The sequence below is a fragment of the Actinoallomurus sp. CA-150999 genome (genome assembly GCF_050942425.1).
Taxonomy (GTDB): Bacteria; Actinomycetota; Actinomycetes; order Streptosporangiales; family Streptosporangiaceae; genus Actinoallomurus.
Map to the genome: position 1 here is coordinate 5,988,896 of NZ_CP192063.1, position 23,250 is coordinate 6,012,145.

The 23,250-nt window shown below is 72.3% G+C and carries 25 protein-coding genes; 14 read left to right on the plus strand and 11 right to left on the minus strand.

The features are described 5' to 3' along the window. Window positions 1-33: 33 nt before the first annotated feature. Window positions 34-1,590 carry an FUSC family protein gene (locus ACQP2O_RS27735; protein ID WP_433170017.1) on the plus strand — a complete coding sequence of 519 codons (1,557 nt, stop codon included), beginning with the start codon at window positions 34-36 and terminating at the stop codon, window positions 1,588-1,590. 118 nt (window positions 1,591-1,708) lie between these two features. Here the strand turns inward: ACQP2O_RS27735 and ACQP2O_RS27740 are convergent, their stop codons facing one another. Beyond that, window positions 1,709-1,915, minus strand: coding sequence for a hypothetical protein (locus tag ACQP2O_RS27740; RefSeq protein WP_433170018.1), 207 nt, complete (start codon window positions 1,913-1,915; stop codon window positions 1,709-1,711). 229 nt (window positions 1,916-2,144) lie between these two features. On the opposite strand from ACQP2O_RS27740, the gene ACQP2O_RS27745 reads away from it, so the two are divergent. After that, window positions 2,145-2,765, plus strand: a complete 621-nt coding sequence (locus tag ACQP2O_RS27745; RefSeq protein ID WP_433170019.1) for a YigZ family protein — start codon at window positions 2,145-2,147, stop codon at window positions 2,763-2,765. 79 nt (window positions 2,766-2,844) lie between these two features. Beyond that, the gene (locus ACQP2O_RS27750; RefSeq protein ID WP_433170020.1) at window positions 2,845-3,225 is read left to right on the plus strand and encodes a VOC family protein; all 381 of its coding nucleotides are present in this window, start codon (window positions 2,845-2,847) and stop codon (window positions 3,223-3,225) included. Window positions 3,226-3,422: 197 nt separating this feature from the next. Here ACQP2O_RS27750 and ACQP2O_RS27755 read toward each other — a convergent pair whose 3' ends face one another. After that, on the minus strand, window positions 3,423-3,845 hold the full coding sequence (locus ACQP2O_RS27755; RefSeq protein ID WP_433170021.1) for a universal stress protein: 423 nt from the start codon (window positions 3,843-3,845) through the stop codon (window positions 3,423-3,425). Window positions 3,846-4,049: 204 nt separating this feature from the next. Here ACQP2O_RS27755 and ACQP2O_RS27760 point away from each other — a divergent pair, with 204 nt between their 5' ends. Next, on the plus strand, window positions 4,050-4,535 hold the full coding sequence (locus tag ACQP2O_RS27760) for a cyclic nucleotide-binding domain-containing protein (RefSeq protein ID WP_433170022.1): 486 nt from the start codon (window positions 4,050-4,052) through the stop codon (window positions 4,533-4,535). 36 nt (window positions 4,536-4,571) lie between these two features. Here ACQP2O_RS27760 and ACQP2O_RS27765 read toward each other — a convergent pair whose 3' ends face one another. From ACQP2O_RS27765 to ACQP2O_RS27775, 3 genes are all read right to left on the minus strand, one after another. Beyond that, window positions 4,572-5,231 (minus strand): response regulator transcription factor, encoded by a 660-nt coding sequence (locus ACQP2O_RS27765; RefSeq protein WP_360894184.1) that lies wholly within the window; start codon window positions 5,229-5,231, stop codon window positions 4,572-4,574. Between the two features lie 373 nt (window positions 5,232-5,604). Continuing rightward, window positions 5,605-6,171 carry a dihydrofolate reductase family protein gene (locus tag ACQP2O_RS27770; protein WP_433170023.1) on the minus strand — a complete coding sequence of 189 codons (567 nt, stop codon included), beginning with the start codon at window positions 6,169-6,171 and terminating at the stop codon, window positions 5,605-5,607. A 25-nt stretch (window positions 6,172-6,196) separates the two neighbouring features. Further along, the gene (locus ACQP2O_RS27775) at window positions 6,197-6,796 is read right to left on the minus strand and encodes a dihydrofolate reductase family protein (protein ID WP_433170024.1); all 600 of its coding nucleotides are present in this window, start codon (window positions 6,794-6,796) and stop codon (window positions 6,197-6,199) included. A gap of 80 nt (window positions 6,797-6,876) precedes the next feature. Between ACQP2O_RS27775 and ACQP2O_RS27780 the strand changes: the two genes are divergently transcribed. Then, complete coding sequence (locus tag ACQP2O_RS27780; RefSeq protein WP_433170025.1) at window positions 6,877-7,017, plus strand: hypothetical protein; 141 nt, start codon at window positions 6,877-6,879, stop codon at window positions 7,015-7,017. Between the two features lie 33 nt (window positions 7,018-7,050). Here the strand turns inward: ACQP2O_RS27780 and ACQP2O_RS27785 are convergent, their stop codons facing one another. Further along, a complete protein-coding gene (locus ACQP2O_RS27785) occupies window positions 7,051-8,055 on the minus strand; it encodes an ArsR/SmtB family transcription factor (RefSeq protein ID WP_433170026.1) in 1,005 nt (334 codons plus the stop codon). Window positions 8,056-8,111: 56 nt separating this feature from the next. On the opposite strand from ACQP2O_RS27785, the gene ACQP2O_RS27790 reads away from it, so the two are divergent. The 7 genes from ACQP2O_RS27790 (at window position 8,112) to ACQP2O_RS27820 (ending at window position 15,665) form a co-directional block, all read left to right on the plus strand. Beyond that, window positions 8,112-9,419, plus strand: coding sequence for an MFS transporter (locus ACQP2O_RS27790; protein WP_433170027.1), 1,308 nt, complete (start codon window positions 8,112-8,114; stop codon window positions 9,417-9,419). Between the two features lie 526 nt (window positions 9,420-9,945). Beyond that, window positions 9,946-10,629 (plus strand): M15 family metallopeptidase, encoded by a 684-nt coding sequence (locus ACQP2O_RS27795; protein ID WP_433170028.1) that lies wholly within the window; start codon window positions 9,946-9,948, stop codon window positions 10,627-10,629. A 10-nt stretch (window positions 10,630-10,639) separates the two neighbouring features. Continuing rightward, window positions 10,640-11,692 (plus strand): tyrosine-type recombinase/integrase, encoded by a 1,053-nt coding sequence (locus tag ACQP2O_RS27800; RefSeq protein WP_433170029.1) that lies wholly within the window; start codon window positions 10,640-10,642, stop codon window positions 11,690-11,692. A 431-nt stretch (window positions 11,693-12,123) separates the two neighbouring features. Then, entirely contained in the window at window positions 12,124-12,795 is a 672-nt protein-coding gene (locus ACQP2O_RS27805) for a response regulator (RefSeq protein ID WP_433170031.1), read from the plus strand. 120 nt (window positions 12,796-12,915) lie between these two features. Then, window positions 12,916-13,668: an SDR family NAD(P)-dependent oxidoreductase gene (locus ACQP2O_RS27810; RefSeq protein WP_433170032.1), complete on the plus strand. Its 753-nt coding sequence runs from the start codon at window positions 12,916-12,918 to the stop codon at window positions 13,666-13,668. Window positions 13,669-13,679: 11 nt separating this feature from the next. Continuing rightward, window positions 13,680-14,882, plus strand: coding sequence for an FAD-dependent monooxygenase (locus ACQP2O_RS27815; RefSeq protein ID WP_433170033.1), 1,203 nt, complete (start codon window positions 13,680-13,682; stop codon window positions 14,880-14,882). Window positions 14,883-14,894: 12 nt separating this feature from the next. Continuing rightward, window positions 14,895-15,665, plus strand: a complete 771-nt coding sequence (locus ACQP2O_RS27820) for a cyclase family protein (protein WP_433170034.1) — start codon at window positions 14,895-14,897, stop codon at window positions 15,663-15,665. A gap of 54 nt (window positions 15,666-15,719) precedes the next feature. Here ACQP2O_RS27820 and ACQP2O_RS27825 read toward each other — a convergent pair whose 3' ends face one another. Then, a complete protein-coding gene (locus ACQP2O_RS27825) occupies window positions 15,720-17,159 on the minus strand; it encodes a class I adenylate-forming enzyme family protein (protein WP_433170035.1) in 1,440 nt (479 codons plus the stop codon). A gap of 104 nt (window positions 17,160-17,263) precedes the next feature. Between ACQP2O_RS27825 and ACQP2O_RS27830 the strand changes: the two genes are divergently transcribed. Both ACQP2O_RS27830 and ACQP2O_RS27835 read left to right on the plus strand, forming a co-directional pair. Beyond that, window positions 17,264-18,892 carry an FAD-dependent monooxygenase gene (locus ACQP2O_RS27830; protein WP_433170036.1) on the plus strand — a complete coding sequence of 543 codons (1,629 nt, stop codon included), beginning with the start codon at window positions 17,264-17,266 and terminating at the stop codon, window positions 18,890-18,892. After that, entirely contained in the window at window positions 18,880-19,161 is a 282-nt protein-coding gene (locus tag ACQP2O_RS27835) for an antibiotic biosynthesis monooxygenase family protein (RefSeq protein WP_433170037.1), read from the plus strand. Before ACQP2O_RS27830 ends, ACQP2O_RS27835 begins: the two co-directional genes overlap by 13 nt. A 360-nt stretch (window positions 19,162-19,521) precedes the next feature. Here ACQP2O_RS27835 and ACQP2O_RS27840 read toward each other — a convergent pair whose 3' ends face one another. Genes ACQP2O_RS27840 through ACQP2O_RS27855 form a run of 4 tightly spaced genes read right to left on the minus strand, consistent with a single transcriptional unit; the run spans window position 19,522 to window position 23,214 of the window. Next, window positions 19,522-20,157, minus strand: a complete 636-nt coding sequence (locus ACQP2O_RS27840; RefSeq protein WP_433170038.1) for an antibiotic biosynthesis monooxygenase family protein — start codon at window positions 20,155-20,157, stop codon at window positions 19,522-19,524. Window positions 20,158-20,209: 52 nt separating this feature from the next. After that, window positions 20,210-20,986, minus strand: coding sequence for an NAD-dependent epimerase/dehydratase family protein (locus ACQP2O_RS27845; protein ID WP_433170039.1), 777 nt, complete (start codon window positions 20,984-20,986; stop codon window positions 20,210-20,212). Further along, the gene (locus ACQP2O_RS27850; RefSeq protein ID WP_433170040.1) at window positions 20,987-21,982 is read right to left on the minus strand and encodes a Gfo/Idh/MocA family protein; all 996 of its coding nucleotides are present in this window, start codon (window positions 21,980-21,982) and stop codon (window positions 20,987-20,989) included. Between the two features lie 59 nt (window positions 21,983-22,041). Then, window positions 22,042-23,214 (minus strand): nucleotide disphospho-sugar-binding domain-containing protein, encoded by a 1,173-nt coding sequence (locus ACQP2O_RS27855; protein ID WP_433170041.1) that lies wholly within the window; start codon window positions 23,212-23,214, stop codon window positions 22,042-22,044. Window positions 23,215-23,250: the final 36 nt, after the last annotated feature.

The following is a 23,250-nucleotide window of genomic DNA, read 5'->3' on the forward strand; positions in this document are numbered from 1 at the left end:
ATGCCACCGGGCGAATCAAGGAGAACGGCGTCGATGTCGTACGCACTGCGTATCGTTTCCCATGGCCTCACAGGGATACGGCGGCTGGACCCCGGCCTGGCGGGGCTGCGGGCGACCGCCGTCACGATGACCGCGACGCTCACCGCGTACGCGGCGGCGCTGTTGCTCGAGCACGCCGAGCACCTGCACACCGTCATCCTCGTCCAAGCGGTCGCGCTGACACTGACCCTGTCCCGCACCCGCCCCGGCACCACGCCATCCGACCGGATCATTGCCCTGGCCGTACTGCCGCCGGTGGCCGTCGCGGCCGCCGAGACCTCCGCGCTGATGTCCCGCCATCCCACCGCCGGCGACACGGTGTTCACCGCCTTGATCTGCGCCACGATCGCCGTTCGCCGGTTCGGCCCGCGGGCGACCAAGGCCGGCACCCTCGCCGTGCTCCCGCTGATCGCGGTACTCGTCACGCCGCCGGGCGGCCTCGCCCCCGGCCACGATCAGGACAAGTGGGCCGGACTGGTCGCCCTGATCGCCGTCTTGTGCGGCCTCACCGCCCAGTGGACCGCGGACCGTCTGAGGATCACGCGCCCGGCCGCCGCCTTCCCCCCGGCCCCCGCCCCGGCCGGCGGAGGCAGGCGGCTTTCGGCGAGCACCCGCATGAGCCTGCAGATGGGCGGAGCGGTCGGGGCGGGATTCGCCGCCGGCCACCTGCTGTTCCCGCAGCACTGGGCGTGGTCGGTGCTCACCGCGTTCGTGGTCTGCAGCGGGGCACGGGGACGCGCGGACGTCGTCCACAAGGGAGTGCTGCGCACCGCCGGCGCGGCGGCCGGCACCGCCGCGGCCACGATGATCGCGGGTACGTTCGGCCCGCACGACACCCGCTCCATCGCCGTGATCTTCGCGGTCCTCGCGGCCGCGACCTGGCTGCGACCCGCCGGCTACGCCTACTGGGCCGGATTCGTCACCGCCGCGCTGTCCCTGCTGTACGGCTACTTCGGCCAGTCGGCCCCCGACCTGCTCACGACCCGGCTCGAGGCGATCGTCGTCGGAGCCGTACTCGGCATCGCGGCGTCCTGGCTGATCCTGCCGATCAGGTCCATCGACGTGCTGCGCCGCCGCACCGCCGACGCCCTGGCCGCCCTGGGGGAGTTCCTGGCGGCCGCGCGCCAGGAGCCGGGCCGCCTGGCCGATCACCAGGCCAGGTTCGACGGCTGCCTGCACCGGCTTGAGCAGATCGCCGGGCCGCTGCGCGCCCACCGCCGGCTCCGCCGCCGCGCCGTTCCCCATCCCGCCGACGCGATCGACGCCGTACGCCGGTGCGCCGCGCCGGTCCACACCATCGCCCGATGCGCGGCCGAAACGGGCCAGACGCTCACGACACCCGACATCGTCCGCCTGAACGCCGCCGTCACCGCCGACCTGACCCGAGCCCGCCTGGCCGTCGGCCGCCGCCCCCTCACCCCGCCCCGCCCGCCCGCACCGGCGCCCGCCGCGCCAGGCCCGTCGCCGCACGAGCGGCTCCGTACGGCGCTGCTCGAGCTGGACGCCGCCGTACGGAGCCTCCCGCCGATCTTCGCCCCGGCAGACGCCTGAACGGACGAGGCGGTCAGGCGGGGATGCCGAGCGCGACCAGGGCGATGTCGTCGTCGACCGGCTGGTCGAACGTCGCGACCAAGGCCCGCAGGCGGTCCATCAGGGCAGGCGCGGCCAGCTAGTGCGCGGCGATCTCACAGAACGGCAGCTTCGGCAGGGCCGGCGGCAGCAGCGACCGCTCCAGCGCCCCGTCCGGCGCGGCGTCCTCCGGTACGGCGTCGGGGATCAGGTAGCGGCGGACGGCGGCGAGCCGGGCCGGCTCGCCGGAACCGGCCGCCACCGGGATCGGCGGCATGCTCCCGTCCGGGACGTCGAACGATTCCATCAGCCGCGCCCCCTGTGCTCGCCCGCCCGCGGGCGTGACCATCTCGGCCGCCTCGACCGGTGTTTCCCACTATGCCCAACCCGAATTCAGGCGACGCGCGGGACACGACGCGGCCGCCGGGAAGAGGGAAACGCGAACCGGAACGGCACGACACCGGCCGTCATCGAACATGACCACGTCACTTCCGTGACGGCCGACGCCCCCGCCGCCCTCTACGGTGGGAGGCGACATGCGCACCATCAAGCACTCCGGAGTCCATGAGCTGCAGATCCGCCGGTCCCGGTTCATCTGCGCCCTGGCCCGCGTGGCGACGGAAGAGGAGGCGCAGGCGTTCATCGCCGAGCGCCGCCGCGCCCACCGCGACGCCACCCACAACTGCACCGCCTACGTCCTGGGCGAGCACGGGGAAATCACCCGCAACAGCGACGACGGGGAACCGGCCGGCACCGCCGGCCTGCCGATGCTGGAGGTCCTGGGCCGCCGCGGCCTGACCGGTGTCACCGCCGTCGTGACCCGGTACTTCGGCGGGATCAAGCTCGGCGCCGGCGGCCTGGTCCGCGCCTACGGCCAGGCGGTCGCCGAGACGATCGACGCCGTGGGAGTGGTCGAGCGCCGGCCCGTCGTCACCGTCACCGTCTCCGTCGGGCATGAACGCGCGGGCCGGCTCCAACGCGACCTGCACGCCTCGCCGTACCCGCCGGCGGGCACCCGTTACGGTCCCGGCGTCGAGATCGACGTGCCGGTTCCGGAGGCGGAGCTGACGGCCTTCGAGGCGTGGGCCGCGGCCGCCACCGGCGGGCAGGTCGCCATCCGGCGAGGTGCCCGGGCGCTCATCGACGTGGAGATATGACGCCGGAAAGACTGCCAGAAGGTGTCAGGTACCACCGGCATGATGGGATCCGTCACCGACGAATGAAAGGCGGCCATCCATGACCGCGATCGCTTCACTTGCCATGGTCAACCTCGACTGCGCCGACCCTCGGGCGCTCGCCGAGTTCTACCACCAGGTCCTCGACCTGCCGATCACCCACAGCGAGGACGCGTACGCCATGATCGGCGACGGCGTGACCAACGTCGGTTTCGGGCGGGTGGAGGGCTACCGGCCGCCGAACTGGCCGGACACGGACTCTTCGAAGCGATACCACCTCGACCTGTACGCCGACGACCTGGACGAGGCCGAGGCGCGCTGTGTGAAGCTCGGGGCCGTCCGGCCGGAGTTCCAGCCGGGCGGCGACCGCTGGCGGGTCCTGCTCGACCCGGCCGGTCACCCGTTCTGCGTCTGCCGCCGCCCCGGAGACAGCGCCTCCTGAGGAGCAGGCCGGGCCATGCCCGATCGCCGTGTCGCCGGTCCGGCCCATAGCGGCCGGACCAAGGCGGCGCGACGAGGCCGATACGGGCCCGGGGGAGGGAAGGGCTACCGGTCGCGCCCCGCGGCCGGTTTCCCGCCGCCCGTCTCGATCCACCCCAAACCCGCCCCGTGACGGCGGTCAGGGCGCCACGGAGCGGCTCAGGCGTCATGCCGCGAATCGCCCTCACACACGATGACCTCACACGGCGACGCGATCAGGACCGTCGGGACCGTGTCACCGCCGAACGGGTCGCCGTTGTGGGAGTTCAGCCGCGCGCCGACCACAAGCGCCTCGGCCCGCGCGGCGAGCCGGGTCAGCTCCACACCGGGCTCTCCGCGCGCGACCCGCAACCGCGTCGTGACCTGCTGCGAGCGCGGCAGGAGCCGGGCCACCTCATCACGCAGCCGCAACCACGCGCGCCCCCACCGCCACAACCCCTCCGAGGCCGGAACGACCTGTACGACGTCCAGGCGAGCGTGACGACGCCGCGCCTCCTCCGCCGCCCGGCGCAGCGCCGCGACGGAGTTGGGGGATCCATCGAACCCCGTGATCACATACCGGGGTCCCGGGACAACAAGCATGACGACCTCCTCATGTCGCTATCCACGATCGCCGCCGCACCCCGGCCCGGGAGAGAGCCGAGCGACCCCGGCCGGTGGGACCTTCGGCCCTTCTGCACCCGCACCGCCGCCACGGACCCTGGAAGAGCGCCGACGGCGACCCGCCGGCGCGGACACGGCGGGCACGCCACCGACCACCGGACATCGGCGAGAGGATGAACGGACATGACGACGTTGCCGGGAACGGCCCTGACGGCCCACGAGTTCTTCCGGGGCATGCCCGCACGGCACGTCGACCTACTCGCCCGGACCGCCCACTACACCGACGTGCCGGCCGGGCACCGCTTCTTCGAAGAGGGCGGGCGCGCCGACCGGTTCTGGCTCATCCAGGCCGGCTGCGTCACCCTGGACCTGCGCGTGCCCGGGCGCGGCACCGTCGTCGTCGAAACGCTCGGCCGCGGCACCGTGCTGGGCTGGTCCTGGCTGTTCCCGCCGTACGTGTGGCGCTTCGGCGCCATCGCCGCCGAACCCGTCCGCGCGATCGTCCTGGACGGCCGCACCGTACGCGCCCTGTGCGTGACCGACCCGGCCCTCGGCTTCGAGCTCACCCGCCGCTTCACCGCGATCATGCTCGACCGCCTGCAGAACACCCGGATGCGGCTCATCGACCACTGCACCACGGCCTCACCGGCGCACCCGGCTTCGCCGTGACGGGCGCCCCGCCGGCCCTCCGGAGCTCCAGTGACCTCACTCGTCACGGGACTCGTGACCCTCGGCCGCCTTCAACTGGGCCACGAACGCGGCCGCCTGCGTACGGCGGCGCATGTCGAGCTTGGCGAAGAGGTTCGAGACGTAGTTCTTCACCGTCTTCTCGGCCAGGAACAGGCGCTCGCCGATCTGCCGGTTCGTCAACCCCTCACCGATCAGCTCGAGGATCTGACGTTCCTGACTCGACAGGGCCGCCAGGGGATCCTTGCGGGTCTGGCGCTCCCGCAGCCGCTGCAGCATCTGCGCCGTGCTGCGCGGGTCGAGCAGCGACTGCCCGGACGCCACGGTACGCACCGCGCTGACCAGATCGGACCCGTGGATCTGCTTGAGCACATACCCCGCCGCACCGGCCATGACCGCGTCGAACAGCGCCTCCTCGTCGGAGAAGGACGTCAGCATCAGGCACGCCACCTCCGACATGCGCGAACGGACGTCCCGGCACACGCTGACACCGTTCCCGTCGGGCAGCCGCACGTCCAGCACGGCCACGTCCGGGCGCGCCGCCGGAATGCGCGCCAGCGCCTGCTCCGCGCTGCCGGCCTCACCCACGATCTCGATGTCCGACTCCGACGACAGCAAGGCCGCCACCCCACGCCGGACGACCTCATGGTCATCCACCAAGAACACACGGATGGTCATGAACGCCTCGCTTCCCCCTGGCCGTACGACGCCCTGAACACCACGCCCCCGCAGGGACAGGACGCCTCGGCCCTGAAATCAGGCGCCAACGGCCCTTTCAGCCCCGGCACCGATCCCGTCATTCCCCCACAGAACACACCTACGCGGGCGGATAAGTCCAGGCAAGGGACGCCGTCGTCCCCGGACAGCGCCACGAACGTACGCCCCGGGCGCGCGACACCCGGCGGTCACGGGCGTGAGCAGTTGGGGCGCGGGAAATCCCGGTGAGATTGATCTTGCTGGGGCTCGCCTACGCCGTAGGGCCTTCGAGCTGCCGAGAACCGGCGCCGGCGCGCAGTTCCTTCAGGTCCGGCGACCATCAGCAAGCTCCGGGTCACGGACGGCGGATGCGGTAGCGCATGTGCGTGACGTGCTGCGCGAGATCCTCGACCTGCGGCGTGGTCAACCGGCGGACCGCGTCGAGCTCGATGTGCTCGGCGGGCAGGTTGTCGAACAGCCTTCGTCCCTGCCCGAGCAGGACCGGTACGACGTGCAGTTCCAGTTCGTCGAGCTGCCCGGCCCGCAGCAGCGCCTGCGCCGCTCCGGCGCCGTGCACCATCACGTCGCCCTCTCCGGCCGCGGCGCGGGCCTGTGCGGCGCACGTGTGTACGTCGGTGACGTAGCGGACGCTGCCCGGTGGCGGGTCGTCCGGGACGTTGTGGGTCAGGACGAAGATCGGCACGCCGCCGTGGTGGTCGCCCTGCCAGCGGTCGGCGTGTTCGTAGGTGCGGCGGCCGGAGATGACGGCGCGGGTGGCCAGCGCCTCGGCGTAGACCTGTCCGCTGGGTCCCGGGTCGTTGCGCCGGTCGAGCCAGTTGAAAAGGCGGAACCCGCCGATGCCCATCGGGGTGTCCAGGCTGTCCTGCGGCCCGGTGACGTAACCGTCCAGGGATATGGTCATGTACAGCCGGATGAGTGCCATCGCCTCAGCCCGCCGTTCTCACGCGGTAGCGCAGGTGCGCCACGCCGGGCCCGTCCACGGCACGGAGCAGTGCGAGCTCGATGTGGTCGGGTGGCATGTCCTCGAAGAGCGGTTCACCCTGTCCGAGTAGGACCGGGATCAGGTGAATCTGCAGTACGTCGAGGACGCCCGCGGCGAGTGCCAGCCGGGCGGTGCGGGCCCCGTGGACCAGTACGTCCTTGTCGCCGGCCGCGTCCTTGGCCATGCTCACCGCGGCCGTGACGTCGCTTACGTAGGTGACGCCGGGCCATTGCGGCTTGGGATCGGGCTGACGGCGGCTCAGGACGAAGATCGGCACGCCATCGTGGTGGTCGCCGCCCCAGCCGTCGGCGAACTCGAACGTCCGCCGGCCGACGACGACCGCCCCGGTCGCCATGGCCTCGTCCATCACTTCACGGTTCACGCCCGCCAGGTGGCTGCCTGTTCTGTGCTCGGCGTCGGCATCCGGCAGAAACCACTCATGCAGCCGCTGCCCTTTGTCACCGAGCCCGTTGCCCGGCGCCGCGTTCGGCCCGGCCATGAACCCGTCCACCGACATCGACATGTACAGCACGGTCTTACTCACGTTCCCGGTCCTTTCAGTATTCGACGGTGATCATGGCTTAGAGGCTCCCTCTGTGCGGCCCGGCCTGCCCGGGCGGATACATGAGCCGGACTCAGGACCACCTGAAGTCGATCTTCGCCAAATCCGGGACCGGTTCACGCGGCGACCTGATCGCCCGGCTGTTCCTCGATCATTACGCCGTCTCCTTGACGTCGGGAATCGCCGCAGACATGCGGTGGTGATCCAACTGGCCGCTCTCGGAGGCCTCAGCGCCACTAGAGAGACGAGCAGCCCCTCCATGCGGGTGGGCCGGCCAGCCGGTCACCCAGACCGCTCCGCCGATATAGGACCTGCCGCCCGTTCCGCGCCCGGGTGACCAGCCCCGCCGCGAACAGCACACGCAGATGCTGCGACACCGCGCTGGGCGTCACCCCCACACGGCGGGCGAGCTCACCGGTGGCCAGCGGCTCCTCCAGCAGCCCCAGCAGCCTGGCCCGCGGCGCGCCGATCAGCGAGACCAGAGCGGACGCCCCGGCCGCCGGCACCGGAGCCCACAACGTCGCCACGCCGCGGCTGGGATACACCAGCATCGGCGGCTCATCCGGGCCGACCGGGGGAGCGGGCTTGTGCGCGAACACCGACGGCACCAGCAGCAGCCCCCGCCCCGACGCCTCGACGCGGTGCGCGCCCATCATCTTGTCGATGTGCAGCACCCCGTCGTGCCACCGCAGGTTCGGATGCATGTCCGCGAACAGCAGGCGGGCACCGCCCAGGGCCAGCTGCCGGGCACGGTAGGTCATGTCGGCCTCCAGCAGCAGGCGCATCCGCGGCCACGCCGGTTCGATCGCCAGACCCCAGTACCGCCGCAACAGATCACAGATCGCATCCCGCAGCCCGACGACGGCCTCATCATCGCCGGCGGCCGCGTCCCGCAGGACCCGGGGGAGCGGGCCGGGCGCGTGCGCCGCCAGCAGATCACGCCGCACCACGCCCGGGGCGGTCCGGCGGACGACGGCCAGTTCCTCCTCGAAGGCCCGCGCGAACCCCGCGGGCCGCGGGGTCAGGAAGTCCGGAAGGGCGAGCCGGTCCCCGACCAGGGACATCAGCAGACCGGCGTCCAACGCGCCGAGCCCCCCGAGGACGGACCTGCGCCACGGCAGATGCAACGCCGACAGGCCCGGATCCCGCAGCACCCGCAGGCTCAACACCATCTCGGCCACGGGGGAGAGGGCGAAACGCGTGTCGGCGAGATCCTCGACACCGAGCACAAACCGGATCATTAAGCCACACGCTACATCCATCGACGGCCCGGCACCGCTGCCGTGGACTCGGGTCCATGACACCCGCAGCCCACAAGCGACCCGCACCCCACGCGGAGCCGCCCACGGAACCGTCATCCGCCGGCCGGGGGAGCGCGATCGGCCGCCGCATGGTCCTGACCCTGGCCGTCACCTGCGGCGTCGCCGTCGGCACCGTCTACTTCCCGCAGTCGATCAGCCCCCTGATCGCCGCCGGACTGCACGTGCCGCCCGACGCGGCCGCCCTGGCGGTGACCGCCGTCCAGGCCGGATACACGGCCGGGATCTTCCTGCTCGTCCCGCTCGGCGACCGGCTCCCGCCCCGGCCCTTCCTCGCCACCCTGCTCGCCCTCACCGGCCTGAGCCTGCTCGCCGCCGGCTGCGCACCCACCCTGCCGGCCCTGATCGCCGCCAGCGCCCTCACCGGCGTCACCACCGTCGCCGCACCGATCATCGCCCCGCTCGCCGCCGGTCTCGCGCCCGCCGACCGCCGCGGAGCGGTGACCGGCACCCTGCTCAGCGGATCGATCGGCGGAATGCTGCTGGCCCGCACCTTCAGCGGAACGCTCGGCGAACGGCTGGGCTGGCGCGCCCCCTACCTGGTGGCCGCGGTCCTGACACTGCTCCTCGCGACCGTCCTGGCCCGCACCCTCCCGATGACCGCCCCGCCCGCACGCCGCCCGTACCCGGCACTCCTCGCCGAGCCGCTCCGCCTGCTGCGCACCGAACCCGACCTGCGCCGCTCCTGCCTCTACCAGGCGTGTGTCTTCGCCGGATTCTCCGCCGTCTGGACCTGCCTGGCGCTCCTGCTCACCGGCCCGTCCTACGGCCTGGACGCCCAGGCTGCCGGCTTGCTCGCCCTGGTCGGGGGAGCGACCATGCTCTGCGCTCCGCTCGCCGGCCGCCTGGTGGACCGCCGGGGCCCCGACCCGGTGAACCTCGTCTGCCTGCTCGGTGTCCTCGCCGCGGCCGCCGTCCTGACCGCCGGCGCCTGCGGGGGAGCAGCGGGCCTGACCGCCCTGACCACCGGCACGCTGCTCCTGGACGTCGCCATGCAGTCCGGCATGGTCGCCAACCAGGCCCGCATCTTCGCGCTGCGTCCCGACGCCCGCAGCCGGCTCAACACCGCCTACATGACCTGCGCCTACCTGGGCGGCAGCGCGGGCTCATGGCTCGGAACCCGCGCCTACGGGCACGCCGGCTGGCCAGGAGTGTGCGTACTCGTCGCCGCGCTCACCGCACTCGCCCTGGCCCGCCACCTCGTGTCACCGTCGCATCTGTTTCCACCGCTCACGTTCAGCCGCCGCCGAACGGAGCCGGCCGGGCGAGCGAGGGACAGGGCCTGATGCTGCGTTGCCAGACCCTCTACTTGACATAATGTCCATTATCGAGCATCACGGAGAGGCTCGCGGAGAGGGGTCAGGAGCGGCTCGAACATCGCCGCCGCACACTTCACACACTGCCCGTGTACGACCCACGCGACGGGCCGGCGGGAACGGTTTGCTCGGCCGGCGGCGAGCCGCAGGGCCGTCGCCGGCGGAACCAGCCCGGCAAAGCCTCGGGATCGCACTGACGCCGGAATGGTTCCGAGACGGCCGGCCCGGCGGCGGCTTGGACGGCGTCAGGTCAGCCCGCAGCCTCCGCGCGTGCGCCCAGCCACGGAACAGCCCGGGCCGCCGCCGCGCGACCGGAGTCTCCTCGCGTCCTTCCCCGTACCGGCCCGGGCCCACAAGAAGATGATCTATACCCGACAGAAGCTGGATTCTGTCTGGTTTATCCTGTTTGCCCCACTTTGAGACTGTCGGGGTCGACGGCCTCGGCACGGGACGTCCTGCGGAACGCCGCAGTCCCGACCGCTGAAATGATCGGTTCATGAGCGAGATCATCTTGATGTCGGATGCGAGGGTCGCCGCCGTGCCGGTGCGCGAGTGCGGTGAGGGCCTCGTGGACGTCCGTCGTGCCTCCTCGCTGCTGACCGCCGTGCGCCCGGAGGACGAGCCGGCGGCCTATTTCGTACGGGAGGGTGTCCTCGAGCGGCTGGTCAAGGCCCAGGCGTCGCTGCCCGAGGGCGTCCGGCTGCTGCTCGTCGAGGGATACCGGCCGCTGGCGCTGCAACGGCGCTATTTCGAGGGATACGCCGATGAGCTGCGGGCCGAGAATCCCGGCTGGCCCGATGAACGGATCGTCGCCGCCGCGAGCCGTTTCGTGTCGCCGCCGGAGATCGCGCCGCACAGCGCCGGGGCGGCCGTCGACCTCACGCTCGCCGACGCGGACGGCCGTGAACTCGACCTGGGCACGCCGATCGACGCGAACCCCGAGGAGAGCGCGGGCGCCTGCTATACCGCCGCGGGCAACATCGGTGATGAGGCGCGCGCGAACCGGGAGATCCTGGCGGAGGCCCTGACGTCCGCGGGGCTGGTGAACTATCCGACGGAATGGTGGCACTGGTCCTATGGCGACCGGTACTGGGCGCTGGCCGGCGGAACCGGTGCCGCTCTCTACGGGCCCTGTGCCTCCCCGGCGGCGGGCCCGGGTTCTGTCGGAGGGGGGCGGTAGGGTCCGGCGGGTGCGTCCTGCCGAGGTTCAACGGATCACCGTGGAAGAAGCCGCCGACCGGTACGCGGAGATGGTGCGGGCCAAGACGGTCACCGGCGCGCTCGCGCCCAGCACGGCGGAGATCTACACGCGTGACGTGCACACGTTCGCCGTCCTGGCCGGCGTGGACCGTCTGCTGGACGATCTGACCGGTGAGGACGTCGACGAGGTGCTGCTGCGGTTCGCCCGCAAGCCGGACGGGCGGCGCAGGGCGCCGGTGCCGGCCGGCGAGGCCGCTCCCCTGCAGAGCGGCTACTCCCAGGCGCGGTTCCGCCGGTCGGTGTCGGCGTTCTTCCGGCACGCCGCGGTGGCCGGATGGGTGCAGCTGAACCCGATGCGGGCGGTGACGGTCACGGCGCGGCAGCGGGGTGGCCTGCGTCCGGAGCGTCGCGCCCTGACCCGTGAGCAGGCGGAGGGGCTGCTGGGCACCGCGCGGGTGCTGGCGTCGGCCGAGCCGGACGAGCGTAAACGCGCCGATCAGCGCACCGAGTTGCGCGACGCGCTGATCGTGCTGCTGCTGGCGACGGTGGGCCCTCGGGTGTCGGAGCTGACCCGCGCGGACGTGGACCATTTCTTCACCAATGACGGGGTGCGTTACTGGCGGATCTTCGGCAAGGGCGGCCGCACCCGTGACGTGCCTCTCCCCCGTGGTGTCGCGCAGGTGCTCGACGCGTATCTGGCGCAGCGGCGCGCGCGTGCGGCGGAGACCCCGGCGCTGCTGTTGTCGTGGCGGGGGCGGAGGCTGGCGCGCGGCGACGTCCAGGGGGTGATCGACCGGGTGCTGGCGCGGGTCGATCCGGATCGGCGGCGTTCGGTGACTCCGCACGGGCTGCGGCATACGACCGCGACGCATCTGCTGGCCGCGGCGACCGACATGGACGCGGTGCGGCGGGTGCTGGGTCATTCGGACCTGTCGACGCTGGGCCGGTACCGCGACGAGCTGCCAGGGGAGCTGGAGGCGGCCATGCGCGCGCATCCGCTGCTGGGGCCGGAGGAGCCTGGGCCCGGGGGCCACGTCCGGTAGGCGCACGAGGCGGTCCCCCACCGGGCGGAGCCGTCCCCCACCGGTCGGATCGAGGCGTGCCGCCGGCCTCGGTGCGGCGGCTCGCGGCGGCGGGTGAATTGGCCGTCCGTTGAAATTGCGTCAGACTGCGAGTGTCATTGCGGTCGCTCTCTGTATACAAGTCGCGTGTCGCGTTCGATTCAGTTGAAGATTTGATTTGTGCAGTTCGGCCATAGCCGATAACTCTTGCGTTCGCTCACTACTGTGTTAATAATGCGATTGGCTCAATCCGGGTGACCTTCCGAACGCCTCTGGAGCGGTCCAAACTGGGGTTTTCCCTTGGGGACAGGGAAAGCGCTAGGTGCGAGACCCTGAAGGAAAGGTCAAGATCACCTGACGATGAACGTTTTAGTCTGCGTCGAATTCCACAAGCGCAAGGGGCAGGGGGCGCGGTGCGTAACGGTGCTACGGAAATAACAATCCTGCTGGTAGACGATCACACACTGCTGCGTGAGGCCCTCCGCGAGACGCTCGCGGAGGAGGATGGGTTCGAGTTCGTCGGCGAGGCCGGTGACGGGGACACCGCCGTGGCGCTCGCGGCCCGGACCAAGCCGAAGGTCATCTTGATGGACGTCGAGATGCCGGGCGACGACGTCGACTCGCGGCTGCGCCGGGTTCATGACGTGTCGCCGCACTCGCGGGTGATCATCCTGAGCATGCACGACAACGCGCAGCTCATCCAGAGTCTGCTGGCGCACGGTATCCGTGGATACCTGCTCAAGAGCACCTCGCGGATGGAGCTGGTGTCGGCCATCCGTGGGGTCGTGGCGAACGACGAGAGGGTCGTGCTGTCCGTCTCGCAGGGCAGCCTCGCGTACCCGGACGAGCCCGCGGCCGGTCCGCTGTCCGAACGGGAGATCGACGTGCTCGCGCTGGTCGGCGAGGGGCTCAGCAACAGCGGCATCGCCGCCCGGCTGTACATCGCGGAAGGCACCGTCAAGCGGCATCTGCGCAACATCTACACCAAGCTCGGCGCCAACTCGCGGATCGACGCGGTCAACAAGGCGGTCGCGGCCTCGATCCTGTCGCCCGGTGGCACGGCCGGCGGTCTCCCCCGCGACTGAGCCCCTCTCCCCCGGTCGTGAAAGCGCTTCACGGCCGGTAGGGCGCGCGTTCCTCGCCGCCCGTGGTCCGCACGACCGGGGCTCAAGGCGGGCTCAAGCGGGCGGCGGGACAGTCGGCGCATGACGACGTTGGGGTTGGAAGGGCGGATCGCGCTGGTCACCGGCGGGACCCGCGGGCTGGGGCTGGCCACGGCGCGCCGGCTGTGCGCCGCGGGCTGCGAGGTGTCGCTGGTGTACGCACGGTCGGACGCCGACGCGGAGGCCGCGGTCGCCTCGCTGAGCGGTCTGAAGGGATCGGCCCACACGGTGAAGGCGGACGTGTCGGACGCACGGCAGGTGCGGTCGGCGGTCGAGCGGGTGGCGGACCGGCACGGGCGGCTGGACATCCTCGTCCACAACGCGTCGTCGCTGCATCCGACACAGGTGACGTCGCCGGATCTGGACGGGATCCGCCGGGACGGTTCGGTCGTGGTGGATCCGCTGCTGCACGTCGCGCCGCTGCTGCCGCAGGTGATGGGCGGCGGGCCGGGGCGGGTCGTGGCGGTGTCGAGCGCCGGCGGTACGCGGGTGGTTCCGGGCCACGTGGGTCTGGGGATGGCCAAGGCCGCGCTGGAGAGCCTGGTGCGTTACCTGGCGGTGGAGCTGGCTCCGCTGGGGATCAGCGCGAACGCCGTGTCGACCGCGAAGCTCGACAAGGGGCCGGGGACGACGGTGCCGGAGGCGGCCCGGATGCTCGCCCGCCGGACTCCGGCCGGGCGGCTGACCAGGCCGGAGGACGTGGCGGACGTGATCGCGCTGCTCTGCACCGACGAGGCCGCCTGGATCCAGGGCCAGGTGATCACGGTCGACGGCGGCCTGGCCCTGCGGCCCTGAGGGGGAACGTCATGACGACCTTCGATACCGACTTCTGCGTCGTCGGCGGCGGTCCCGGTGGGCTGGCGCTGGCCTTGATGCTCGTACGCTCCGGGGCGCGGGTGGTGGTGGTCGAGCGTTCGGCCTCGATGAACCGCGAGTACCGGGGTGAGATCCTGCAGCCGGGCGGGCAGATGCTGCTCGACCAGCTCGGTGTGCTGGCCGGGGCCAGGCGGCGTGGCTGTCATGTGCACGGGCGGTTCCGGCTGGCGGAGAAGGGCCGGTCGCTGCTCGACATCGACTACCGGCGGCTGGCGGCGCCGTACGACCATCTGCTGAGCATCCCGCAGCGGCATGTGCTGGAGGAGCTGCTGGACCAGTGCCGCGCGTACGCCGGGTTCCGGTATCTCGGGGGTGCGAAGGCGGCCGAGCTGGTCCAGGAGAACGGCGCGGTGCGGGGCGTGCGGGCGGGTGAGCACGAAGTGCGGGCCGGGTGTGTGATCGGCGCGGACGGCCGGTTCTCCAAGGTGCGCCGGCTCGCCGGCATCGAGGGTGACCGGATCGACGTGTTCGACTTCGACGTGCTGTGGTGCAAGCTGCCCGATCCGGACCCGGAGCCGGGAGTGCCCGATGTGCGGATCTTCCGGGACGGCGGCAACCCCGTCATCGTGTACCGGTCCTGGCCGGACAGCGTGCAGATCGGCTGGACGCTGCCGCACCGGGGGTACCGCGAGATCGCGGCGCGGGGGTTCGCGCACGTGAAGCGGGAGATCATGCGGTCGGTGCCGCCGTACGCGGGGCTGATCGAGCGGGAGCTGACGGGCATGCGGCAGCTGAGCCTGCTGGACGTGTTCGCCGGGAGCGCCCGGGAGTGGACCCGTGAGGGGCTGGTGCTGATCGGGGACAGCGCGCATACGCACAGTCCGCTGGGCGCGCAGGGCATCAACCTGGCGTTGCAGGACGCGGCGCTGCTGCATCCGGTGCTGGTCGGCTCGGCCGGCCGGGCGGGGCTGCGGGAGTACGAGAGGGCGCGTCGCGCCGACATCGACACCGTGATGCGGCTCCAGGTGATGCAGGCCAAGGGGATGCTCGCGGGGCGTGGCCCGGCGGCGTGGCTGCGGCCGAAGGCGGCGGGGTTGATCAATCGGACGCCGATCGGCGACAAGATCCTCCGTCGGATCGCCTACGGCCCTCGTCCGATCAGTGTCCGGTCCGACCTGTTCGTCAGCAACTGAGGAGTGCACGCCATGCGTTTGATCGATCTTTCGTCGCCGGTGGACGCGTCCGCGTGGGAGCCGGAGCCGGTCTCCCATGTGGTGACGGATCCGGCGGAGGGCGCCCGGCACATGAGTGCGGAGATGCGGGAGCATTTCGGGATCGAGTTCGATCCGGGTGTCCTGCCGGACGGGGAGTTGTTGTCGATCGACACGCTCACGTTGACGTCGCACACGGGGACGCACATCGACGCGCCGTCGCATTACGGGTCGAAGGCGTCGTACGGGGTGCCGCGCAACATCGATGAGATGCCGCTGGAGTGGTTTCACCGGCCGGCGATGGTGCTGGATCTGACGGGTGCGGGGCGGGGCGCGGTGGGGGCGGCGTACCTGGAGAAGGAGCTGGCGCGGGTGGGCCGTGAGCCGGATCCGCTGGACATCGTGCTGCTGCATACGGGGGCCGACGAGCTGGCGGGCACGCCGGGGTTCTTCACCGACTTCACGGGCCTGGACGGCCCGGCCGTGCATCTGCTGCTGGACTACGGCGTCCGGGTGATCGGCACGGACGCGTTCAGCCTGGACGCGCCGTTCACCGACATGATCGGGCGGTATCAGGAGACGGGTGACCGGTCGGTGCTGTGGCCGGCGCATTTCGTGGGCAGGGAGCGTGAGTTCTGCCAGATCGAGCGGCTGGCGAACCTGGGTTCGCTGCCGTCGGTGGGTTTCACGGTGAGCTGTTTCCCGGTGAAGATCGCCGGAGCGGGGGCGGGCTGGACGCGTGCGGTCGCGCTGCTGGAGGACTGACCCGCTCGAGCCCGCGGCCCGCCGCCCACCGGTCCGGTGGGCGGCGTGCCGTGGTCATGCCCGCAGGTCGCGGCGTACGACCTTGCCGCTCGGTGAGCGGGGTATGGCCGGTACCGCGGTGATGCGGTGGATCCGCTCGTAGTAGGGAACGCGGTCGTTGACGAACGCCGCGATGTCGGCGGCGTCGGCTGCAGGGTCGGCCAGGACGACGAGGGCGTGGGCGACCGCGCCGCTGTGCTCATGCGGGTGGTCGAAGACGACGCAGTCGCGTACGGCGGGGTGGCGTGCGGCGACCCGTTCGATCTCGGCGGGTGAGACGAGCCAGTTGTCGCATTTGAAGGTGTCCTTGAGCCGGTCGACGAGGAACAGGTGACCGTCGGGGTCGACCCGGCCGAGGTCGCCGGTGGAGAACCAGCCGTCTTCGTCGACGCCGGTGTCGCCGCCGAGGTAGCCGAGCATCAGCTGCGGGCCGCGCAGCTGGATCTCCCCCTTCTCCCCCGCTGCCAGGGCCTCGCGGCTGTCGACGTCGACGATGCGGCACTCGGTGCCGGGGACCGCCGGCCCGACCGAGCCGGGTTTGGGCCGCTGCGGCGGGTCGCTGTGGGTGAGCGGGGACGTCTCGGCGAGGCCGTATCCCTGGACGACGGGGACGCCGAAGTGGCGTGACAGGGCCGTCGCGGCCGGGACGGGCAGCGCCGATCCGCCGGAGAAGACCGCGGTGACCGTGTCGAAGGCCAGGTCGCCGGGGTCCTGGGCGAGCTTGGAGAGCCGTACGGGGAGGCTGTAGTAGTGGGTCGCGTGGTACCGGTTGGCCATGGCGACCGCCGACGCCGGGTCGGGTGCGGCGCACAGCACCTGGGTGGCGGCCGCGGCCAGCGCGGAGTTCAGGTGCATCGGGTGGTAGTTGGGCAGGTGGTTGAGCGTCACCGCGCCGGGGCCGAGGCCGTGGGCGCCGGCGATCTGCGCGGCGTTGACGGTGAGGTTGCGGTGGGACAGCCGCACTCCCTTGGGCGGTCCCGTGGTGCCGCTGGTGAACTGCAGGCAGGCGACGTCGTCGAGGCCCGGTTCGTGGCCAGGCGCGTGGGGGGCGCGGCGCAGTTCGGCGGAGCCGGTGGGCAGCAGCAGGTCCAGGGGCGGCATCCGGTCGTGCAGGTGCGGTGGGGCCAGCACGGCGCGGGCGCCCGACAGCGCCAGGACGTGCTGCAGGGTCTCGGCGCGCAGCAGGGGGTTGACGACGGCGACGACGTGGCCGGCGCGGACGATGCCGTAGTAGGCGATGGCGAAGTCCGGGTCGAGGGTGGAGACGAGTGCGACGACCGCGCCGGGCGGGCCGAGCAGGTCGTGTAGCGCCGCGGCGCAGCGGGTGACGGCCTCGTCCAGTTCGGCGAAGGTGAGGCTGCGGTCGCCGGCGCGGATCGCGGTGCGGTCCGGGGCGGTGCGGGCGGCGGTACGGGGCAGCGCGTCGAGTGGTGTCGGGGACGGTGGTTCGGGCATGCGGTTCGCTCCTCGGGTCGGGGTTTCGTTGTACGGCGGGGCGCTCGCGTCGGCTTCGAAGGGCCTGCGAGGTCGCCTTGAGCCGCCCCGCCGATGCTGAGGCGATGAACAGTGATTCGCGGGTGCTGGTGGTGGGGGCCGGCCCGGTCGGGCTGACCCTGGCGCATGAGCTGACGCGGCACGGGGTCGGTGTGCGCGTCGTGGACGCGGCGGCCGGTCCGAGCGCGACGAGCCGGGCGGTGGCGACGCACGCCCGGTCGCTGGAGATCTATGACCAGATGGGCGTCGTTGACGAGCTGCTGGAGCGTGGCCGTCGCATGCGGGCGTTCAGCATGCACCGGCGCGGGCACCGGCTGGTCCGGATGGGCGCGGACTATGGTGCGCTGCCGACCCGGTATCCGATGACGCTGCTGGTGGAGCAGGCCACCACCGAAGAGGTGCTGCGCGGTGCCCTGGCCCGGCTCGGTGTGCGGGTCGAGTGGGGTGTGCGGCTGACCGGGTTCGAGCAGGACGCCGACGGTGTCACCGCCGCGCTGGAGGACTCCGGCGGCCGTGCCGAGCGGGTTCGCGTGCCCTGGCTGGTCGGCTGCGACGGCGGGCACAGCCTGGTGCGCAAGCGGCTCGGGCTGCGGCTGCTGGGCGATTCCAGCGAGACGTGGCTGATCGCGGACGCGATGGTCGACATGGACGTTCCCCAGGACAGCATTCACTGGGTCCAGGTGGAGCGCGGGACGGTGATGGCCGTGCCGCTCCCGGCGACGGGCAAGTGGCGGCTGCTGGACACCGTGGACGTGGGGTACTCCGGTGACGCCCGTGAGGTCGCCGCGCGGTTCTCCCGCAAGCTCGCGAAGGGGTTCGGGGTGCCGGTCCGGGTGCACGAGCCGCTGTGGGTGTCGGTGTTCACGATTCAGCAGCGGATGATCGAGCGGATGGGCGTGGGCCGGTGCTTCGTCGCCGGGGACGCGGCGCACGTGCACAGTCCGGCGTCGGGTCAGGGCATGAACACCGGTGTCCAGGACGCGTTCAACCTCGCCTGGAAGCTGGCGATGGTGGAGCGGGGGCAGGCCGGCCGGGAGCTGCTCGAGAGTTACTCGGCCGAGCGTGTGCCGGTCGGTGCGACGCTCCTGCGCTCGACGCGTACCGCGACCGCGCTGGTGGCGTTGAAGAGCGTGCTGTCCGCTGCGGTGCTGCCGGCGGTGTTCGCGGTGGTGCGCAACGCGCCGCCGCTGCGCCGCCGGATCGAACGCAAGATCATGGCGGCGATGTCGGGGCTTTCGCTGGCGTACGAGGACGGTCCCCTGACGTTGCCGGGCCCGGGTGGGGCGGTGGGTCCTGAGCCGCGTCCGGGGCAGCGGGTCGCGCGGGTGACCGGTGAGGAGGTCGCCCGCTCCCCCGGGTGGGAGGCGCTGGTCACGGAGCTGCGTGATCCGCGCTGGACGCTGCTGGTCTTCGGGGACGGGCCGGTGGCGCGTCCGGCGGAGTCGGAGTGGTTGTCGGTGCGGGTCGTGGATGAGGACCTGCCGGACCCGGAGGGGCGGCTGCGCCGTGGTCTGGGCGTCTCCGGGGAGGGCTGGCTGCTGATCCGCCCCGACGGTCATGTGGCCGCGCGAGGCGAGGGCCTCGGCGCGTTGGATCGCACGCCGGCCTTCGGCTGGTGGCGTTCGCGTGATGAATCTGAGGAACCTGCGGCCGGAGCGCCGCGGACACAGGAGGAGGAAGCATGGCAACGGTGATCAATCGGCTGAAGGTGACCGGCGACCGGGAGAAGTTCGAGGAGATCCTGTCGGGGATCACCGCCTACATGAAGAGCCAGCCGGGGTACCTCGGTCACGAGCTGTTCCGGTCCACGGACGGCGGCGACACCTACATCGAGATCGCGCGCTGGTCGGACGCCGGCGCCCACCGCAAGGCGATGGAGGGTGCGGGCTTCTGGGAGCGGGTGCGGGAGCTCACCGCGCACGCCAGCGCCGAGCCCGGCCTGTTCGAACCGGTTGGTGATTGAGCGGTCGACGGCTCCCCTGCGATGAGAAGGCCGGCCCTGTGGGCCGGCCTTCTGCGCGTCGCCTGAGCCCGGCCCATGGGCGGCGGACGCCCGTACCTCGCGGGGCGGGTCGGCGCCGGGGCACGCGTCGTCCGGGCGGCGGATCGGCCGCGGGGCCGCCGGGCCGGGAGGACGGCAGGTGTAGCGGCTGCCGGAGGCCGTCGCGCCACCGGCGGTGCACCGTCCGCCCGCCTGGCGGCGGGACCGGTGTGGCGGCGGGCGCTGGATACCGGGCGTCCCCGCCGGCTCGAGCGCGGCGCCGCGGGCGGGAACGCGGATGGCCGGCCGCGCCGGAGGGCGGGCCGGCCATGGCCGGGAGGGTCAGGCGGTGGGCGCCAGTGCGGCGCCGATGCCGCTGTCCAGGCGGCGGTACTCGTCGGTGTCGGCGGCGGCCGGTGAGACCTCCAGGGCCGCCGGGGTGTCGCGCCACCAGATGATGCCCAGGTGCGCGTCGATCCCCGAGGAGGGTCCGACGAGGTCCGGGGAGGCGTGGGCGAGCTGGTAGGCCAGGGCTCCGCCGGCCTGCTCGGCCTCGGCGGCGAAGGACCGCTCGAACGCCTCGGCGGTCACGTCCTCGGGGAGGTCGTACCTGCTGAGCGTCACGACGGGGTGCTGGTCGCCCTGCCAGCCGCCGGTGGCGCCGGCCACCACGACGCCGTACACGCGGTCCAGGGTGGCCAGGCCGAAGAACCTGGTGCCGATCTCCCGGAAGAAGTCCGGGTCGCTCATCATCGCCTGTTTGGCCGCGGCGTCGCGCCACCAGGTCAGCAGCAGGTAGCCGTCGGGCCTGCGGGTCGAGCCGAGCAGTTCGGCGCCGAGCGCCCCGTCGTGGCGGGCGACGACGTCCTTGTAGCCGCCGAACGCCTCCTCGAACGCCGCGCCGTTGTCCTTGTGGTTGGGTTTGAGGGTGAAGCGGGCCACCATCACGACCTGGCCCCCGCCGTTCTTCGCCGTCATACGATCACCTTTCTTACGGACCGTGGCTGGGCATCATGCTCGTGGCCGGGGTTCAAGGCCAGGACGAGACCGGCTCGACGGGCGGGCGGCGGCTGTAGGACGGGACGTACCGGTCCAGGACCGTGCGGCAGTAGCCGGGGCCGAAGCCCATCTGCTCGGCGGCGGGCACGAGGCGGCGCAGTTTGTCGGTGCACACCGGCTGGGTCTCGGCGGTGTCGATGAACTCGTGGGCGGCCTGGACGCCGATGCGGCCCTCGAGGTGCTCGACGATCTCCTCGATGGGCCGTGCCTCGCCGGAGGCGACGTTGACGACGTCGCGTGAGCGGCCGGTGGCCAGCAGCGCGTCGATGATCCGGATGACGTCGCGTACGTCGATCAGGTCGCGTCGCGCGCCCCGGTGGATCCGTACGCGGCCGGAGCGGATCTGCTCGGTGAGGGAGGGCAGCAGCTGGTGCGCGGGCTGGCGCGGGCCGATGACATGCGCGAGCCGGAGGATGAGGTAGTCGATCCGGGAGGAGGCCAGCACCGCTTCCAAGGCCAGCTTGTGGCGGCCGTAGGGGGTGGCGGGCAGCACGGGGCCGTCTTCTCGGCCCGGCTCCCCCGGGACCGAGTACATCCCGGCGGCGGCCGTGGAGAAGAACAGCAGCCGTTCGCCGCTGGCCGCGCAGCGGCGGATCGCCTGGTAGACGAGGGTCGCCTCGCGGTCGAAGTCGCGTCCGGAGGTGTCGTTCGCGGCCGACACGCCCGCCGCGAGCACGACCACGCCGGGGTGGGCGGGGGCGATCGGCCGCAGGTGCCCGGCGAGGAAGCCGCGTCCGATGATCTCCATTTATCGTCCCTCCGCCGTGCGGGCGTCCATCGCCTGGCGGCGTACCTCGCTCTGCAGCCCGGCCTGGCGGAGGATGTCCTCGGCGTGGGAGGTGAAGCCGGTTCCGCTGAGCGCGGTGCCGGTGAACGCACCGGCGACGGCCGCGAACTGGTCGTCCGGCGGCAGGGTGACCTCCTGGGTCCGGCCGGCCCGTTCGATGCGGAGGACGGGTGCGTGGTCGGCGGGTGGGGTGAAGGCGCGTTCGAGGCTGATGCGGCCCTCGGTTCCGCTGAGTTCGTAGGCGGAGCGGTAGGCGTTGTCGATGCCGAAGGAGATCTGCGCGGTGACGCCGGCGGGGCTGCGCAGCAGCGCGGCGCCTTCCAGGTCGACGGTGGTGTCGGGGTCGTGACGAAGGAACGCTCCGATCACCTTCAGCCGGGGGCCGAGGAACAGCGACGCGGCGCGCAGGGGGTATCCCCCGACGTCGAGGAGCGCGCCGCCGCCGAGGTCGGCGCGGTGGCGGATGTCTCCGGCGGGCAGGCGTGGGATGGTGAACGCGCCGTAGAACTTACGGGGCTCGCCGATGGCGCCGTCGTCGATGAGGCGCCGTACCGCGGTGTGCTGGGAGTGGTGGACGAACATGTAGTTCTCCATCAGCAGCAGGCCGGCGTCGCGGGCCTGGGCCACCAGCTCCGCCGAGGTGTCCGCGTCGGTGGTCAGCGGCTTCTCGCAGAGGACGTGCTTGCCGTGGCGGAGGGCCTCGCGGGTCCAGTGGGCGTGCAGGCCGGCCGGGAGCGGCACGTACACCGCGTCGATGTCGTCGCGGGTCAGCAGCGGCCGGTATCCCTCGACCGCCTCGCAGCCGAACCGGTCGGCGAAGCGCTGTGCCTTGGCGGGGTCGCGGCTGGCCACCGCGACCAGGTGGACCCGGCGTTCGGCGGCGAGGGCGGGCAGTGTGCGCCGCCACGCGATGTCGGCGCAGCCGAGCACGCCGAAGCGGAGCCTGTCGTTGTTCATGTCGTCACCTTGGTGTCGTGAGCGTCGACTCATGATCCGGGTGCGCGCTGGAAGACCGCTCAAGCGCCGACAGGGAGCGGGACCAGTCCCTCCAGGGTCCTGACGACCTCGGCCGGGGAGGGCATGGCGGCCATGACGTGGCCGAGCCGGGTGGCGGAGGCGCGGTAGCGGGGCTCGGACAGCAGGGCGTCGACGGCGTCGCGGATGGCGGCGGGGTCGTCCTGGCGGACGTCGTCGTCCAGGGCGATGCCGGCGCCGAGCGCGGCGATCCGCTCGGCGTGCCCGAACTGGTCGGCGAACTGGGGCAGGACGAGCTGTGGGACGCCTTCGGCGGTGACGGTCAGGGTGGTGCTGGCGCCGCCGTGGTGGATGACCACGTCGCAGGTGTGCAGGAACCGGTCGAGGGGGGTCGGGGCGACGAGGCGGACGGACGGCGGTACGGGGCCGAGTTCGGCGTGGTGGTCGGGTGCGGCGGTGACGATCGTCTCGACGTCGTCGAGCCCGGCGGCACCGGCGATGATGGTGCGGATCAGCGGGAGCCCGTTCAGGTGCGCGGTCTGGCGGCCGAGGGAGACGCAGACGCGGTGGCGGGCGGTGCGGCGGGCGGCCCAGGCGGGCGCGGGACGGGTGCCGTTGACGGGGATGTGGCGGATCGGGTGTGCGGGGGTGAGGCCGGGGATCTGCAGTTCCGGGGGGCAGGGGTCGAGGATGATCGCCGGTTCGGGGAGGCGGTCGAGTCCGAGCCGGTCGCATTCGGGCTGGAGGAACTCCCGTGCCGAGACGCGGGAGGGGTCGCCGAGGGCGTCCACGCCCCAGCGGTGCTGGACGTACGGCACGCGGAGGGCGCCGGCCACGACCGGCCCGGCGAACTCGAGCGGGTCGGTGATGACCATGTCGGGCCGCCAGGCGCGGGCCAGTTCCAGGTAGTGCGGCAGCATCTGGCGGGCGCGCATGCGCCACATCTCGGCGCCGCGCAGGATGGTCGCGGTGGTGGTCGGGCCGACGACGTGGATGAGGCGGACGCCGTCGGGCAGGTGGCGGCGCAGGAGTTCGTTGACGTTGAACGGCTCACCGACCGGGACGCCGGACAGTCCCGCCGCGTGTGCGGCGCTCATCACGTCGGGTTGGCCGGTGACGAGCACCTCGTGGCCGGCCGCGCGCAGCGCCCAGGCGAGCGGGGTCAGCGGGGTGAGGTGGGAGGGGACGGGGGTGGAGACGAACAGTACGCGCATCGGTGCGTCCTTCAGGCCAAGGGCCGGGGTTTCAGT

Bases quoted from the DNA above. Each gene is read 5' to 3' on its own strand.
- ACQP2O_RS27735 (WP_433170017.1), top strand. From the start codon at position 34: ATGTCGTACGCACTGCGTATCGTTTCCCATGGCCTCACAGGGATACGG.
- ACQP2O_RS27740 (WP_433170018.1), bottom strand. From the start codon at position 1,915: ATGGAATCGTTCGACGTCCCGGACGGGAGCATGCCGCCGATCCCGGTG.
- ACQP2O_RS27745 (WP_433170019.1), top strand. From the start codon at position 2,145: ATGCGCACCATCAAGCACTCCGGAGTCCATGAGCTGCAGATCCGCCGG.
- ACQP2O_RS27750 (WP_433170020.1), top strand. From the start codon at position 2,845: ATGACCGCGATCGCTTCACTTGCCATGGTCAACCTCGACTGCGCCGAC.
- ACQP2O_RS27755 (WP_433170021.1), bottom strand. From the start codon at position 3,845: ATGCTTGTTGTCCCGGGACCCCGGTATGTGATCACGGGGTTCGATGGA.
- ACQP2O_RS27760 (WP_433170022.1), top strand. From the start codon at position 4,050: ATGACGACGTTGCCGGGAACGGCCCTGACGGCCCACGAGTTCTTCCGG.
- ACQP2O_RS27765 (WP_360894184.1), bottom strand. From the start codon at position 5,231: ATGACCATCCGTGTGTTCTTGGTGGATGACCATGAGGTCGTCCGGCGT.
- ACQP2O_RS27770 (WP_433170023.1), bottom strand. From the start codon at position 6,171: ATGACCATATCCCTGGACGGTTACGTCACCGGGCCGCAGGACAGCCTG.
- ACQP2O_RS27780 (WP_433170025.1), top strand. From the start codon at position 6,877: ATGAGCCGGACTCAGGACCACCTGAAGTCGATCTTCGCCAAATCCGGG.
- ACQP2O_RS27785 (WP_433170026.1), bottom strand. From the start codon at position 8,055: ATGATCCGGTTTGTGCTCGGTGTCGAGGATCTCGCCGACACGCGTTTC.
- ACQP2O_RS27790 (WP_433170027.1), top strand. From the start codon at position 8,112: ATGACACCCGCAGCCCACAAGCGACCCGCACCCCACGCGGAGCCGCCC.
- ACQP2O_RS27795 (WP_433170028.1), top strand. From the start codon at position 9,946: ATGAGCGAGATCATCTTGATGTCGGATGCGAGGGTCGCCGCCGTGCCG.
- ACQP2O_RS27810 (WP_433170032.1), top strand. From the start codon at position 12,916: ATGACGACGTTGGGGTTGGAAGGGCGGATCGCGCTGGTCACCGGCGGG.
- ACQP2O_RS27815 (WP_433170033.1), top strand. From the start codon at position 13,680: ATGACGACCTTCGATACCGACTTCTGCGTCGTCGGCGGCGGTCCCGGT.
- ACQP2O_RS27820 (WP_433170034.1), top strand. From the start codon at position 14,895: ATGCGTTTGATCGATCTTTCGTCGCCGGTGGACGCGTCCGCGTGGGAG.
- ACQP2O_RS27825 (WP_433170035.1), bottom strand. From the start codon at position 17,159: ATGCCCGAACCACCGTCCCCGACACCACTCGACGCGCTGCCCCGTACC.
- ACQP2O_RS27830 (WP_433170036.1), top strand. From the start codon at position 17,264: ATGAACAGTGATTCGCGGGTGCTGGTGGTGGGGGCCGGCCCGGTCGGG.
- ACQP2O_RS27835 (WP_433170037.1), top strand. From the start codon at position 18,880: ATGGCAACGGTGATCAATCGGCTGAAGGTGACCGGCGACCGGGAGAAG.
- ACQP2O_RS27840 (WP_433170038.1), bottom strand. From the start codon at position 20,157: ATGACGGCGAAGAACGGCGGGGGCCAGGTCGTGATGGTGGCCCGCTTC.
- ACQP2O_RS27845 (WP_433170039.1), bottom strand. From the start codon at position 20,986: ATGGAGATCATCGGACGCGGCTTCCTCGCCGGGCACCTGCGGCCGATC.
- ACQP2O_RS27850 (WP_433170040.1), bottom strand. From the start codon at position 21,982: ATGAACAACGACAGGCTCCGCTTCGGCGTGCTCGGCTGCGCCGACATC.
- ACQP2O_RS27855 (WP_433170041.1), bottom strand. From the start codon at position 23,214: ATGCGCGTACTGTTCGTCTCCACCCCCGTCCCCTCCCACCTCACCCCG.